General features: G+C 62.4%; 12 protein-coding genes and 1 pseudogene. All 13 read left to right on the forward strand.

All coding sequences use genetic code 11. The features are described from left to right. Positions 1-14 precede the first annotated feature (14 nt). Positions 15-560 (forward strand): dTDP-4-dehydrorhamnose 3,5-epimerase, encoded by a 546-nt coding sequence (gene rfbC, locus MKD49_RS20055; protein ID WP_034337978.1) that lies wholly within the window; start codon positions 15-17, stop codon positions 558-560. Next, positions 557-1,471, forward strand: coding sequence for a dTDP-4-dehydrorhamnose reductase (gene rfbD, locus MKD49_RS20060; RefSeq protein WP_252697178.1), 915 nt, complete (start codon positions 557-559; stop codon positions 1,469-1,471). Before rfbC ends, rfbD begins: the two co-directional genes overlap by 4 nt. Beyond that, complete coding sequence (locus MKD49_RS20065) at positions 1,458-2,279, forward strand: ABC transporter permease (RefSeq protein ID WP_252697179.1); 822 nt, start codon at positions 1,458-1,460, stop codon at positions 2,277-2,279. The genes rfbD and MKD49_RS20065 overlap by 14 nt, the downstream gene beginning before the upstream one ends. Continuing rightward, a complete protein-coding gene (locus MKD49_RS20070) occupies positions 2,269-3,645 on the forward strand; it encodes an ABC transporter ATP-binding protein (protein WP_252697180.1) in 1,377 nt (458 codons plus the stop codon). Before MKD49_RS20065 ends, MKD49_RS20070 begins: the two co-directional genes overlap by 11 nt. A gap of 94 nt (positions 3,646-3,739) precedes the next feature. Next, on the forward strand, positions 3,740-6,907 hold the full coding sequence (locus tag MKD49_RS20075) for a glycosyltransferase (protein ID WP_209580068.1): 3,168 nt from the start codon (positions 3,740-3,742) through the stop codon (positions 6,905-6,907). Positions 6,908-6,930: 23 nt separating this feature from the next. Next, positions 6,931-7,914 carry an acyltransferase gene (locus tag MKD49_RS20080; RefSeq protein WP_039789341.1) on the forward strand — a complete coding sequence of 328 codons (984 nt, stop codon included), beginning with the start codon at positions 6,931-6,933 and terminating at the stop codon, positions 7,912-7,914. Further along, positions 7,911-8,981, forward strand: coding sequence for a glycosyltransferase family 2 protein (locus tag MKD49_RS20085; RefSeq protein ID WP_121042753.1), 1,071 nt, complete (start codon positions 7,911-7,913; stop codon positions 8,979-8,981). The genes MKD49_RS20080 and MKD49_RS20085 overlap by 4 nt, the downstream gene beginning before the upstream one ends. A 397-nt stretch (positions 8,982-9,378) precedes the next feature. Continuing rightward, positions 9,379-9,537, forward strand: a pseudogene (locus tag MKD49_RS26600) (DapH/DapD/GlmU-related protein); the annotation flags it as partial. An 8-nt stretch (positions 9,538-9,545) separates the two neighbouring features. Then, complete coding sequence (locus MKD49_RS20095; protein WP_134135605.1) at positions 9,546-9,968, forward strand: GtrA family protein; 423 nt, start codon at positions 9,546-9,548, stop codon at positions 9,966-9,968. Positions 9,969-9,980: 12 nt separating this feature from the next. Then, positions 9,981-10,841 carry a GNAT family N-acetyltransferase gene (locus MKD49_RS20100; RefSeq protein ID WP_252697181.1) on the forward strand — a complete coding sequence of 287 codons (861 nt, stop codon included), beginning with the start codon at positions 9,981-9,983 and terminating at the stop codon, positions 10,839-10,841. Next, a complete protein-coding gene (locus MKD49_RS20105; RefSeq protein ID WP_252697182.1) occupies positions 10,831-11,622 on the forward strand; it encodes a PIG-L deacetylase family protein in 792 nt (263 codons plus the stop codon). The genes MKD49_RS20100 and MKD49_RS20105 overlap by 11 nt, the downstream gene beginning before the upstream one ends. Continuing rightward, entirely contained in the window at positions 11,619-12,893 is a 1,275-nt protein-coding gene (locus MKD49_RS20110) for an NAD-dependent epimerase/dehydratase family protein (protein WP_121042763.1), read from the forward strand. Before MKD49_RS20105 ends, MKD49_RS20110 begins: the two co-directional genes overlap by 4 nt. Then, positions 12,890-14,479, forward strand: a complete 1,590-nt coding sequence (locus tag MKD49_RS20115; protein WP_209580063.1) for an FAD-dependent oxidoreductase — start codon at positions 12,890-12,892, stop codon at positions 14,477-14,479. The genes MKD49_RS20110 and MKD49_RS20115 overlap by 4 nt, the downstream gene beginning before the upstream one ends.

Consider the following 14,479-nt stretch of genomic DNA (forward strand, 5'->3'; position numbering starts at 1 on the left):
CCCATTGACGCAGCATGCAAATCCAGACGACAGACCTGCCCGGAGTAGTGATCATCGAACCCAAGGTGTTTGGCGATGACCGCGGGTTTTTCTATGAAAGCTTCAATGAGCAGCGCTTCGCAGAAGCGACTGGTCAGCGCGTCAACTTCGTGCAAGACAATCATTCGCGCTCGGCACGCAATGTCCTGCGCGGGCTGCACTATCAGATCCAGCAGGCGCAGGGCAAGCTGGTGCGCGTGATCATGGGCGAGGTGTATGACGTCGCCGTGGACATCCGCAAGAGTTCGCCGCATTTCGGACGCTGGACCGCCGTGCGGCTGTCTGCCGAAAACCGCCGCCAGCTGTGGATTCCGCCGGGCTTTGCCCATGGTTTCGTGGTCACCACCGACTACGCTGAATTCCTCTACAAGACCACCGATTACTGGGCGCCCCAGCATGAGCGCTGCATTCGCTGGGATGATCCGGCGCTGGGGATCGACTGGCCGCTGGATGGCGAGCCCGTGTTGTCGGCGAAGGACGCGGTCGGCGCATTGCTGGCCGATGCGGAGGTATTTGAATGAAGATTCTGGTGACCGGCAAGAACGGTCAGCTTGGCAGTGAACTGGTCCGTGCGTTTCGTGGCGTGGCCGAGGTCGCGGCGTTTGATCGTCAGACGCTGGACCTGGCCGATATCGGGCAGTTGCGCAGTCTGATTCGCGCGCAAGCCCCCGATGTGATCATCAATGCCGCGGCCTACACCGCAGTGGATCGCGCCGAGACCGAGCAGGCGGCAGCGCACGCGATCAATGCGCAGGCTCCTGCCGTCATGGCCGAAGAGGCCAGCGCTCTGGGGGCGGCACTGATTCATTATTCCACCGACTACGTCTTCGATGGACGCAAGGCCGGGCCATACCTCGAAACCGATCCGACCGATCCGCAGAGCGTCTACGGCAAGACCAAGCTGGCGGGCGAGCAGGCCATCGCGGCGGCTAGCGACAAGTTCTGGATCTGGCGGACCAGCTGGGTCTATGGCGTGCACGGCGGCAACTTCCTCAAGACCATGCTGCGTCTTGCCAGCGAGCGCACCAGCCTGCGTGTCGTGGCGGACCAGTTCGGTGCGCCGACCTTCGCCCGCGCAATTGCTGAAGCTACCCGCGATGCCTTGATGGCAGGCGACAACGCCGGCACGCCCGCGCGCGTGGCCGATACGGCGGGCATTTACCATTTCACCGGCGGAGGCCGGACCAACTGGCATGGCTACGCTCAATACGTCATCGAGCGTGCAGCCGAAGCCGGGCAGCCCTTGAACATCAAGGCAGCCGACATCGAGGCCATCCCTGCATCGGCTTATCCGGTACCGGCACCGCGCCCGTCCAATTCCTGCCTGTCGCTGGAAAAATTCACGCAGACCTTCGGCCTGCCCATCGCTGCCTGGCAGGATGACGTCGATCGCTGCCTGGCAGAATTGTTTGCGCACCATGATCAAGCATAAGAGCACGCCCCTCTCGATGTTGTCCGGACTGTGGAACCATCGCGTCCTGATGCTGGAACTGGCGCGTCGCGAGGCCATCGGCCGCTACAAGGGTTCCTTGCTGGGCGTCTTCTGGAGTCTCGTGACGCCCTTGTTCATGTTGACCATCTACACGCTGGTGTTCAGCCATGTCTTCAAAGCGAAGTGGGGCGGGACCGGCGACGAGTCGCAATCGCAATTCGCCATCGTGCTGTTTGCCGGGCTGATCGTCTTCAATTTCTTTTCGGAATGCATCGGCAAGGCGCCCAGCCTGGTGCTCAACAACGTCAACTTCGTCAAGAAAGTGGTGTTCCCGCTGGAGATCCTGCCTTGCGTCAATCTCCTGTCGGCGCTGTTTCATGCAGCAGTCAGCCTGCTGGTCCTGGTTGGTTTCGAATGGACTGTGGCGGGCCATGTGCCGGTGACGGCGCTGTACATACCGCTGGTGCTGCTGCCCCTGGCCATGCTGATTGCCGGGGCAAGCTGGCTGCTGGCGGCCACCGGCGTCTATCTGCGTGACATTGGCCAGACCATCGGCATCTTCCTCACCGGCCTCATGTTCCTGTCGCCGATCTTCTTTCCGACCTCTGCATTGCCGGAGCAGTGGCGTTCGCTGGCGCGGCTGAATCCGCTGGCGATTCCCATCGAGCAATCGCGCCAGGTGTTGATCTACGGCCATGCGCCCGACTGGCGCGAATGGCTGGTGTATGCGGCCGTCGCCGCAGTGACGGCCTGGTTCGGTTATTTCTGTTTTCAAAAGGCCAGAAAGGGTTTCGCGGATGTCCTCTGATATTGCGATCCGCGTCTCCGGTGTCAGCAAGAGCTTCAACACCTACGAGCGACCTGCCGATCGGCTCACCCAGGCGGTACTGGCGGGTCTGGCCAGAATCATGCCGGTTCCGGGTTTGCGGCAACGCCTGGGCCAGCGCGCGCATCAGCTGGCGCGCAAGCACCATGCGCTGTCCGATATCTCGCTGGAAATTCGCAAGGGCGAAACGGTAGGCATCATCGGCCGCAACGGCTCGGGCAAGAGCACTCTGCTGCAGATCATCTGCGGCACGCTCAATCCGAGCGCCGGATCGGTCGAGGTCACGGGGCGCGTGGCAGCCTTGCTGGAGCTGGGGTCCGGTTTCAATCCGGAATACAGCGGACGCGAAAATGTCTTCATGAACGGACAGCTGCTGGGACTCACGCGCCAGCAGATCGAAGCCCGCTTCAAGGACATCGAGGCGTTTGCCGATATCGGCGATTTCATGGACCAGCCGGTCAAGGCCTATTCCAGCGGCATGTATGTGCGCCTGGCCTTTGCCGTGATCGCCCACGTCGATGCCGACATCCTCGTGATCGATGAAGCGCTGGCTGTAGGCGATGCCTTCTTCACCCAGAAATGCATGCGCTTCCTGCGCGGGTTCATGAAGACCGGTACGGTGCTGTTCGTCAGCCATGACACCGCCTCGATCAAGAACCTGTGCACGCATGCCGTCTGGATCGACCGCGGTCACATGCGCTCGGCAGGCGAGCCACGCCATGTCTGCGATCTGTACCTGCAGGAATTCTATGAGGCTCAGCAGGGCAAGAGCGCCGTCGCCAAGGTGGCGCGGTCCAGCATTCGCGCTGAAGGTCCGAGCGTGGATGTGCGGCGTGACAAGATCAATGCCAGCAACCTGCGCAATGACCTGCAGGTCTTCACCTTCGATCCGGAGGCCGCAGCGCTGGGCAGCGGCGGTGCCGCCATTACCGATGTGAGTTTCGTCGGTGAGGATGGCGAGCGTCTGAACTGGGTGGTGGGCGGCGAGGCGGTGACGCTCGCCATCAGCATCACGGCTGTCGATTCCTTGCGCTCGCCGATCGTCGGTTTCTTCGTCAAGGACAAGCTGGGACAGACGCTGTTTGGGGAAAACACCTATCTCAGCTATGAGTCCGACCCGGTACCGTGCGCGGCGGGTGAGCAGCTGCAGGCGCGCTTCGAGTTTCGCATGCCGATCTTGCCCAATGGCCAGTATTCGATCAACGTCGCCGTGGCCGAGGGCACGCAGGACGAGCATGTACAATTGCACTGGATTCATGACGCCCTGATCTTCAAGTCCGAGTCCAGCAGTGTTTCCAGCGGACTGGTGGGCATACCCATGCAGGCCATCGTGCTGGAGCCGGCCTGACCATGCGCGCCGCAGCCCTCCTGCGCAATACCGCATCCCTTTCTTCAAACCATGGCCATCCCGTTGCAATTGGCCGTAGCCGAAATGATCAATAATGAACGTGCAATCCAGAAATGACAGCCAGTCCGGCACGCCGCAGCAATCGGGCCTGGAATTCACGGGCGAACGCTTTGTCCCGGAAGAGCATGGCAATATCGAGCTCGAACATTGGCACCGCTATCTGCAGGCGCGCGAACTGGCCGTCGGCAAGGATGTGCTGGATATCGCCAGCGGCGAAGGCTATGGTTCCGCCCTGATCTCGGAAGTGGCGCGCCAGGTGACGGGCGTCGATATCGCCCCCGAAGCCGTGGCCCATGCCAGCGCACGCTACCAGCGTCCCAACCTGCGCTATCTGGAGGGCAATTGTGCGGCCATTCCGCTGCCCGATCACAGCGTCGACCTGATCGTCAGCTTCGAGACCATCGAACATCACGAGCAGCACGAAGAAATGATGCGCGAGTTCAAGCGCGTGCTGCGTCCCGATGGCCTGTTGCTGATTTCCAATCCCGACAAGCATTTCTATTCGGAAGTGCCGAACTACAGCAACCCGTACCACGTCAAGGAGCTCTACGAACAGGAGTTCAAGCAGCTGCTCTCGGGCTGGTACAAGAACACCCGCTACTTTGGACAACGGCTGGTGTACGGTTCGGCGATCTTCCCGGAGGCCGGGGCGTCGGAGTCGATCCACTACGAAATGCAGGATCGCGAGATCCGTCCCAGTACTGGACTGCCGCGTCCGCTCTACTGGGTTGCGCTGGCTTCGGATGTGGAGCTGCCGGCGCTGTCGACCGGCTTGTTCGAGCAGGATCCACTCAGATCCGAACTGCTGCGCCAGTGGAAAGCCGCCGTCAAGGACCGGGATCGCATCCTCAATGAGCGTGCCCATCAGCTGGAGGAACGCGCCGAACACATCAAGCGCCTCAATGCCGAGCTGGAGGCCGCGCAGGAAGCCTTCACTACGGTGACCACCAGTATTTCCTGGAAGGCCTCCTTGCCCTTGCGCGAAGCTCGCCGATGGGTGATGACACCCGGCGCCCAGATTCGCCGTTACAGCGGGTATGGTTTTGGCGGGGCGCGCTGGATCTATCGCAGCATTCCGTTCTCGGCGCAAGCGCGCGTGGGACATCGCCGCTTCGTGCAAAAGTATCTGCCGGCGCTTTGGCGTCTGCTGACCCGTGTCGATCGCGGCCGTGTCGGCAACCAGGCACGCGCCATCAAGGGAACGCCCTATACCGAGTTCCCGTGGCAGACCACCACCATCGAGTTGCCGCAGCACGCGCAGCCGGTGGTATCGGTCATCGTGCCCATCTACGGCAAGCACAACTACACCCTGCGCTGCCTGGCGTCGATCCAGCGCCATCTGCCGGCCCTGCCGTTCGAGGTGATCGTGGTGGACGACTGCTCGCCTGACGAATCGCGTGACATCCTGGCGAAGGTCAAGGGCATTCGCCTGGTCCTCAACGAGACCAACCAGGGATTCCTGCGCTCCTGCAACCTCGGTGCCAAGCAGGCCCGCGGGCAGTACCTGTATTTCCTCAACAACGATACCGAAGTCACGCCAGGCTGGCTCGATACCCTGATCGCCACCTTCGACCAGTTCCCGGGGACCGGCCTGGTCGGTTCCAAGCTGGTCTACCCTGACGGCGTGCTGCAAGAGGCCGGGGGCATCATCTGGAAGGATGGCAGCGCCTGGAATTTCGGCCGCTACAAGGACCAGCTCGACCCCGTCTATTGCTACGCCCGCGAAACCGACTACTGCTCGGGCGCTTCGATCGTGGTGCCGGCCGCGCTGTATGCCGAGCTGGGCGGTTTTGACGAGTTGTACTTGCCGGCCTACTGCGAGGATTCCGATCTGGCATTGCGCATCCGCAGCCGCGGCTATCGGGTGATCTACCAGCCGCAGTCCGTGATCGTCCACTATGAAGGCGTAAGCAACGGCACCGACCTCAACTCTGGCGTCAAGGCCTATCAGGTCGAGAACATGCGCAAGCAATACGAGCGCTGGAAGGACTTGCTGGCGACCTACCAGGACAACGGCGTGGACGTCGACCGTGCCAAGGACCGCACGGCCACGCGCCGCGTACTGGTGGTGGATCATTGCACGCCGACGCCCGACCGCGATGCGGGATCGGTGATCATCTTCAATCTCATGCTGCTGATGCGCGAGATGGGCTTCCAGGTCACCTTCGTGGCCGAGGACAATCATCTGTATCTGCCCGGATACACCGATGAGCTGCAGGCCTATGGTGTCGAGGTGCTTTATGAACCTTACTGCCCGTCGGTGGAGGCGCACGTCAAGCAGTGCGGTTACCGCTATGACCTGGCGCTGCTGATTCGCCCGGGCGTCATCGAGAAGCATCTGGAAACCGTGCGTCGCCATTGCCCGCATGCCAAGCTGATCTATCACACCGTGGATCTGCATTACCTGCGCATGCAGCGCGAGGCCGCCGTTGCCGGCATCGACAACAAGCGCGACGTCGAGCAGATGAAGCTCATCGAGCATGATGCCATTCGCCGCGCCGACGCCAGCATCGTCGTGAGTACGGCCGAGCAGGCGCTGCTCAAGCAGGAGTTGCCGCAAGCACCGGTGCACGTGCTGCCCCTGATCATGGATGTGCCGGGTACCCGCGTCGGCTTTGCCGAGCGCCAGGACATCATCTTCGTGGGCGGCTACCAGCACACGCCCAACGTGGACGCCGTCGAGTACTTCGTGGCCGAGGTGCTGCCGCTGATTCACCAGAAGTTGCCCGACGTGCGCCTGCATGTGGTCGGCAGCAACGTGCCTGCCAGCATTGAGGCACTGGCCAGCGAGCGCGTGATCATCACGGGATTTGTTGACGATCTGCAGCCCCTGCAGGACCGCATGCGTGTCAACGTTGCGCCTTTGCGCTACGGTGCCGGCATCAAGGGCAAGATCGGCAGTGCCATGGCCGTCGGCCTGCCCAGCGTGGCCACCACCATCGCCACCGAAGGCATGGGGCTGGTGGCCGGCCGCGACGTCCTGGTCGCTGATGATGCACAGGCGCTGGCGGATCAGGTCTGCCAGCTTTACACCGATGAGGCCCTGTGGACCGCCATGAGCGCAGCCGGTATCAGTTTCGCTGATCAGGCATGGGGAGCGCGCGCGGCATGGAAGGCCTTCGAGAAGATCCTCGACAGCGTCGATCTGCCGGTCCGCCAGAGCAAGCGGCCGCTGTCGCTGTGGCGTCCGACATCAAACTGATAAAAAGCGGATAGGGGGAATACGTGAAAGTCGGACTGGGTACCTGGAGGTTTTTGCTGGCCGTGCTGGTGGCCATCTCCCACTTGTGGGAAGGGATGATTCACGGTCCTGCCGCCTATGCGGTATGGGGTTTCTTCATCCTGAGCGGCTATCTGATGACGCATGTGCTGTGCTTCAAGTACGGCCACGAAGAAGGCGGCCTGCGCGACTATGCGTTCAACCGCTTCCTGCGCATCTATCCGGCCTATGCGGTTGCGGTGGTGGCCGGTGCGGCCACGCTCTACATTCTGCCGCGCATCGGCGTGCTGCCCTCGGCGCTGAACCCGCAGTTCGTACGCCCGCATGGCGCGCTGGAGTGGCTGTCCAACGCCTTCCTGCTGCCCATTCCGACGCCGGGCCTGTTCGTGCCGGTGGCTGGCGCGCTGGCGGTGGAGATCGGGGCCTATGTCTTGATGCCCCTGATGGCCATGAACCGTTCCGCAGCCTGGCTGGCATTCATTCTGAGTGCTGCGCTGAACGTGAAATACGGATTTGGCCTGGAGACCTTCGGGGATCGCTACTCGGGCTTCCTGACCTGTTTCATGGCCTTTGCCGCAGGCACCTTGTTGTCGCAGTATCGTGAACCCTTGTCGCGCCTGCGTGCGCCCTGGCTGAGCCTGCTGGCCTGGGGGCTGCATTGCCTGGTCTGGCTGCGTTTCCCTTATTGGCCGTGGACTTATGGCCTGTATGTATCCCTGCTGCTGTCGGCGTGGGTGGTCCTGTCGCTGGCACCCAGCAAGCCGGGATGGCTGGATCAGTTCCTCGGTGACCTCTCCTATCCGGTCTACCTGTTTCATACCACCGCCGCCATCTGGCTGGTGGCCGCAGGCATGCAGATGCGTTCGTTCCCCTTCTTCTGCGTAGCCTTCGTGATCACCCTGCTGGTGTCTTGGCTGGTGATCCGCCTGGTCGATCGGCCCCTGGCGGGCTTGAAGAAGAAACGTATTGAAAGGATGAAACAAGCATGACCGAAGTTCAAGCCACCGTGCGCGATGTGACACCCGTGACCGAAGCCGGTGACGGTGCCCGCTTCGATGCCGTCGTTGCCGTCGTCATTCCCAGTTACCGTGTGACGCGCCACATCCTGGGCGTGATCGAGGCGATGGGTCCGGATGTCGCCCAGATCTACGTGGTGGACGACAAGTGCCCCGACGGCTCAGGTGACTTCGTCGCCCAGCACTGCACTGACCCGCGCGTGCGGATCCTGCGGCATGAAGTGAACCAGGGCGTGGGCGGTGCGGTGATGACCGGCTACCAGGCTGCGGTCGAGGGCGGGGCCGATGTCATCGTCAAGGTTGATGGTGATGGCCAGATGGATCCGGAGCTGATTCCCTACTTCGTCCAGCCCATCGTCGATGGCATTGCCGACTACACCAAGGGCAATCGTTTCTACGATCTCGAAGAGATCGGCGCGATGCCGCCGATGCGCCTGTTTGGCAATACGGTGCTGTCGCTCATGGCCAAATTCTCCACCGGCTACTGGGACTTGTTCGATCCCACCAACGGATTCACTGCCATCCATGCGGATGTGGCGCGCCATCTGCCTTATGACAAGATCAGCCGGCGCTACTTCTTTGAGACCGACATTCTGTTCCGCCTCAATACGCTGCGCGCGGCCGTCATCGATATTCCCATGGCGGCCAAGTATGGGGATGAGGTCAGTGGCCTCAAGATTTCAAAGATCGTCGGCGAATTCCTCGTCAAGCATGCACGCAACTTCGGCAAACGCATCTTCTACAACTATTACCTGCGCGACCTGACGCTGGCCTCGCTGGAATTGCCCATCGGCCTGCTGCTGCTCGGCTTCGGCGTGATCTATGGCGGTTATCACTGGCTGGTTGCGGCCGGTTCCGGAACCGCCACGCCGGCCGGCGTGGTGATGATGGCCGCGCTGCCCATCCTGACCGGCTTGCAGTTGCTGCTGGCATTCCTTGGCCACGACATCTCGACGGTGCCCAAGCGTGCGCGCCACCTTGGGCGTCTGAAACGACTGCGCAAGCCGGCCAAGGACAAGCTCCCGGCGACGGAGCAGTGATCTCATGAAATACCTGCGATTCCTGAAAGAAAAAGCCAAGGGATATTCACTCGGCACCATGCTCAGGCTGGAGTTCGAGTCGCTCTTCTTCGGCATCTTTTCGCTGGTACCCACCACCGGTGGCGTGATCCTGCGCGCCCTGGTGAGCAAGGTCTTCTTCAAGCGCTGCGCCGGCTTTGCCTGGATTCAGCCGCGCGTGACCATCGTGCATGCCGACCGCATCACCATGGGCAGCAACTTCGGCGTCAATTCGGGTAGTTACATCAACGGGGTGGGTGGTATCGAATTCGGTTCCTATGTACTGATCGGCAGCAACGTGACCATCTCCTCGGGACAGCATCCGATTGAAGGTGCACTGCCGCCGGTGTTTGCCCGCCAGAGCATTCCGAAGAAGATCGTCATCGGTGACGATGTCTGGATCGGTGCCGGTGCCGTCATCATGCCCGGAGTCACCATTGCCAGGGGCACCGTGATCGGTGCCAATGCCGTAGTAACCAAGGATACGGAAGAATATGCAGTCATGGTCGGCGCGCCCGCACGCATGCTGCGCAAGAGGGATGCAGCATGAGCACCCTGGTGCGATACCTGATCGTGGCAGTGCTGGCCTATGTGATCGACATGGGCGGCTACTATGTGCTGCTGAAGATGGGCGTCGATCCGATCTGGGCCAACGTGGCAGTCAAGATCCTGGCGGCCATCTGCGGTTTCTTCATGCATCGCCGCTTTACCTACCAGATCAAGGAAGCCGACGGACAGATGGCCCATGCGACCAAGTATTTCGGGCTGGCGCTGCTCTATACCCCGATCTCGTCGGTGGTGTTGTACCTTCTGATGCTGGTCATTCCGCATCCGGTCTATGCCAAAGCAATTGCTGACGTGCTGCTGTTCATCGTGACCTTCTGGGTGACGTCAAGTTTTACCTTTACCCGCAAGAAATCCGGCGCTGCGGCCGCCGTTGGCAGTGTCGATGCCAACGAGAAGAACTGAACCCGAGACACCATGGAAATTGAACTGATCGAATCCGATACCGCGCGCATGGATGATTACATCGCGCTGTACCAGGCCTGTTTTCCGCAAGCAGACAAGCTGCGCCGCCAGTATCTGAACTGGCTCTACATCGATAACCCGGAAGGCCGGGCACTGGGTGCCGATGCCGTCTGCGATGGCAAGGTGATCGGACAGGTGATTGCGCTGCCGGGCCGCTATCGTCTACGTGGCAGGCAGGTGCGCGGGCTGGTGGCGGTCAACGTTGCGGTCCATCCGGATTTCCAGGGCAAGCACCTGTTCAAGCGATTGGGACTGAAGATGTGCGAATTCGGCGCCTTGCGCGGATTCGAGTTTGTCATCGGTGTGGCCAATGCGGCGGCGACGCCAGGCTGGGTGCGGCAGATGGGCTTCCAGTTGGTGGGCCCGCTGCAGGCCCGGGTGGGACTAGGTGCGCTCAACGCGCGAGCCTGCGAAGAAGGGCTGGCCCAGGCGGACCTGTTTCAGGAGTGGGGCGAAGCCGCCCTGCAATGGCGCAGCAAGAGCCCGGTCAATCCGGTCGCGCTCCAGCGCGGTGCCGATGGCCAGCTGCGCGTGTTTGCCTCGGCAGGAAAGCCAGGCATGACGGCGCTGGCGGTGCTGCCGCCGGCGGCCCACGAGAAGGTCCAGCCCAATGGACTGGCTGCCGGGCTGCTCTCGGCCAAGGTGTTCGTGGGCAACATTCCGGGGTACCGCTTCGGTGTCAATTTCCAGCCTATCCCCGAGCGTCTCAAGCCGTCACCGCTGAATCTGATCTACAAGAATCTGGTGGACAATACCGACAAGCTGTCCCTGGACAAGTGTTACATCACGTTCCTGGACTTCGATGCCTTCTAAGCACGCCCTTTTCCTGTTCGCGCATCAGGACGACGAGTTCGGTGTCTTCGCCGAAATCGCGAGACTGCTGGCGGCCGGCGATCGCGTCTCGGTCGTCTATCTGACCTCAGGTGCGCTCGACGGTGGGCCGCGTCCCGATCGCAATGCCGAAAGCCTCGATGTGCTCGGACGCTTGGGCGTAGCGGCCAGCAGCGTGCATTTCATCGGAGAGAAGCTGGGCGTGCCGGACAGCAAACTGGTCGAGCACATGCCGGCCGTACTGGCCGAGCTGGCTGCGCTGTGCCATCGCATTGGCCAGCCGGAGCTGCTTTACCTGCTGGCCTGGGAAGGCGGTCATCAGGATCATGACGCCGCCCATCTGATTGGCCTGGCGCTCGCAAAGTCCTCGCATTGCCTGCCGCAGACCCGCCAGTTCACGCTCTACACCGGGGCCGGTCTGAGCGGACCCTGGTTCAAGCTGTTTGCGCCCTTGGCCGCCAACGGCGAGGTCATGGCGCGGCGCATGTCGTGGACCGAGCGCCTGCGCTTCATGCGCTACTGTTTCCTGTATCCCTCGCAGGCGAAGACCTGGGTGGGACTTTTTCCATTTTTGTTCCTTCATTATGTGGTCCGTGGTACGCAGCTGCTGCAGCCCTGTTCGCTCGCGCGCATCCACGAGGCAGCACATGACGGCCCCCCCCTGTATGAGCGTCGCGGATTCTGCAGTCAGGAAGAATTTTTCCGTGCGGCCCGCCCTTTCATCGCGTCCAGCATTGGCCATGTGAAGGAGCTGCGGCCATGAAGATCGCCATCACCGGAGCCACAGGCTACATCGGTCGGCAGCTGGCGGCTCTGGCCTTGCATCAAGGGCATCATCCGCTGCTGCTGACACGGACCGCACCGGCGGCCGATGCCGGCGCATGGCTTCGTTACGATCTTTTTGATACGGACGCCCTGACCCTGCCGGGCGATGTGCAGGCCGTGGTGCATCTCGCCTTCAATCCGCGCGTGGCGACCGAAGCCGATGGCGACGCCGAGATGGTGGCCGCCCTGCGCCTGCTCGACGCCGCTGCCGCCGTGGGTGCGCGCTTCGTGTTCGTTTCCAGCCAGACGGCGCGCGAGGATGCGCCTACCGCCTATGGACGCACCAAGTGGCGTATCGAGCAGCTCGTGCTGCAGCGTGGCGGCAGCGTGGTGCGTCCCGGCCAGGTGTACGGCGGCGCCGCGATGGGACTGTTCGGGTTGCTGGTCAATCTGGTGGACCGGCTCCCGATGTTGCCCGCATTTCTGCCTGCGCCATTGATACAACCGGTCCATGTCGATGATCTCGCGTTGGCGCTGTTGCGCATCGCGCAGCTGCCGGATGCGACACCCGAAGTGCATCTGATCGCGCAGTCGCAAGCGCTGAGTTTCACAACTTTCCTGCGCGCGATTGCCGCCAGCCATGTGCGCAAGACACGATTTTTCGTGCCAGTGCCGACCGCACTGGTCCGATTGGCCGTGCGACTGCTGGGCGCTGAGCGCAGCAATCGGCTCGGTCTGTCCCGTCTGGATTCCCTGTTTGCCCTACCGGTCATGGATACCCGTGGCAGCCTGGCGCTGCTCGGCTTGCAACTGCGTTCGCTGGAGAGCGGCATGCAGCCCGCCGCGCCCGGCGACCAGCTCGCCGCCGAAGCCGCGGCAATGCTGTGCTACGTACTCAATCGCCGTCCCGACAGTGATCTCGTCGAACGCTACATCGCTGCCATCGGGCGCTTCCGGGAAGGGCGCGCTCTGGGTCTGCCCGGCTTTACGCTGCGTCATCCGGCGCTGCTGGCCTTGCTCGATGATCGCGCCTTCCTGGCCAGCGAACGCGGGCAGGAACTGGCATGGCGACTGGACGCGGCCACCTTGCTGGCAGAGGCAACGCAGGCGGGTGCAGAGCGTTTCATCGGCATCCGGCAACCGGCGGGAATGCTGCGCTATGGTCTTGGCCTGGCGTGTGCCGTCGCATCGGAAGTGTTCTGGCGGATTGCCCGCCCGGTGAGCATGCCGCTGTTCTTGCGTGACGCCATCAACAGGAGTTTCCCGTGAGCCCGGAGTTTGACGTCATCATCGTGGGAAGTGGCCCGGCCGGCGTATCGGCGGCGTTTCCGCTGGTCGAGGCAGGCGTGAAAGTGCTGATGGTCGATGGCGGACGCCAGGAAGACGTGCGGCGTCCGACACGCAGCTTTCTGGAAGAACGTGCGACCGATCCGCGGCAGTGGGAGTGGATGGTCGGCGAGCGCTTCCATGCCCTCGGCATGCGCGAGGCCATCTCTCCCAAGTTGCGCGTGCCGACCCATGCGCACGTCTTTGCAGACTTTGCGCAGGTCAATCGAGTGGATTCACAGGGATTCATTGCATTGGGGTCGCTGGCTCCCGGCGGCTTGTCCAATGCCTGGGGCTGCGGTGTGGCGCAACTGTCTCCCCAGGAGCTGGCGGCGTTTCCCTGCCCGAGCGATGCCATGCACGATTCCTATCGCACCGTGGTGGAACGCATTGGCGTGAGCCGTTCGCAACAGGATGAACTCACTGACTATTTCGGCATGCAGGGCGAAGCACAGCCCGAGATCGCGCTGGACAAGCTGCATACGGCACTGGACCAGAAGTATCGCCGACATGGTGCTGATCTGCTGCAGCAGGGATTCAGGCTCGGGCGTTTTCCCGTGGCCGTGCTGAGCCAGGACCGTGGTGCGCGCAAGGGATGCAATCGCAGCGGGAACTGCCTGTTTGGTTGTGAGCGTCGCTCGCTGTATTCCGCCAGTGAAGATCTGGCGACGTTGCGTCAATTCCCCAACTTCCGCCATGCACGCTTGCAGGTGGAGTCGCTCCGGCAGGATGCAGGGCAGGGCTGGCAGGTGTACGGGGAGGATCCGCAGGACCGTCAGCGCAAGACTTTCAGCGCGCGTCAGGTGCACCTGGCTGCGGGCACTGTCGCCACCACCCGGCTGGCATTGTCTGCCCTGAAGCACGAGGCACCGGTGCGGCTGCTGTCCTGCCCCACGGCCGCCTTCATTCTCTGGATGCCGTCTTTCCTGGGCAAGCCACGCGCCGACGCCTTCGGCTACGGGCAGCTGGCATTTGTCCAGACCCTGCGGGAGGATGTGACCGCACTCGGTTCGACTTTCTCGACCGTCGGCCTGCCCATGACCGAGTTCGCGCGCCATCTGCCGCTGCGTCGCAGGCTGGCGGTGGACGTCTTGCGTTCGCTGATGAGTTCCTGCGTGGTGGGCAACATGTTCCTTCCCGGGCATCTCTCCGCGAACCAGGCACATCTCACGCCAGACGGACGCCTGCACATCCGGGGCGCTTACCATGAAGACGTTCCGACCCTGTTGAAGCAGGCCGCGGCAAGCCTGCGCCGCGCCTACGCGCGACTGGGGGCCTACATGTTGCCGATGAGTTTCACGGCCGGACAGCCGGGCGGCGACATTCACTACGCGGGTACCTTGCCGATGCGTGAGCGGCCGCAAGCCGGTGAGACCTCGGCCATCGGGGAACTCGCCGGGCTCGACGGACTGTTCGTGGTCGACGGCGCAAGCCTGCCCAACCTGACAGAAAAATCCCATACGCTGACCATCATGGCCAACGCCGATCGTATCGCCCGGGCCGCATTGCAGCGTCTTCACTCCGCATGA

It is taken from the genome of Herbaspirillum sp. WGmk3, from assembly GCF_023952535.1.
In the GTDB taxonomy this organism is placed as follows: domain Bacteria; phylum Pseudomonadota; class Gammaproteobacteria; order Burkholderiales; family Burkholderiaceae_D; genus Herbaspirillum; species Herbaspirillum huttiense.

Bases quoted from the DNA above. Each gene is read 5' to 3' on its own strand.
- MKD49_RS20095 (WP_134135605.1), top strand. From the start codon at position 9,546: ATGAGCACCCTGGTGCGATACCTGATCGTGGCAGTGCTGGCCTATGTG.
- rfbD (WP_252697178.1), top strand. From the start codon at position 557: ATGAAGATTCTGGTGACCGGCAAGAACGGTCAGCTTGGCAGTGAACTG.
- MKD49_RS20075 (WP_209580068.1), top strand. From the start codon at position 3,740: ATGAACGTGCAATCCAGAAATGACAGCCAGTCCGGCACGCCGCAGCAA.
- MKD49_RS20100 (WP_252697181.1), top strand. From the start codon at position 9,981: ATGGAAATTGAACTGATCGAATCCGATACCGCGCGCATGGATGATTAC.
- rfbC (WP_034337978.1), top strand. From the start codon at position 15: ATGCAAATCCAGACGACAGACCTGCCCGGAGTAGTGATCATCGAACCC.
- MKD49_RS20070 (WP_252697180.1), top strand. From the start codon at position 2,269: ATGTCCTCTGATATTGCGATCCGCGTCTCCGGTGTCAGCAAGAGCTTC.
- MKD49_RS20105 (WP_252697182.1), top strand. From the start codon at position 10,831: ATGCCTTCTAAGCACGCCCTTTTCCTGTTCGCGCATCAGGACGACGAG.
- MKD49_RS20110 (WP_121042763.1), top strand. From the start codon at position 11,619: ATGAAGATCGCCATCACCGGAGCCACAGGCTACATCGGTCGGCAGCTG.
- MKD49_RS20065 (WP_252697179.1), top strand. From the start codon at position 1,458: ATGATCAAGCATAAGAGCACGCCCCTCTCGATGTTGTCCGGACTGTGG.
- MKD49_RS20085 (WP_121042753.1), top strand. From the start codon at position 7,911: ATGACCGAAGTTCAAGCCACCGTGCGCGATGTGACACCCGTGACCGAA.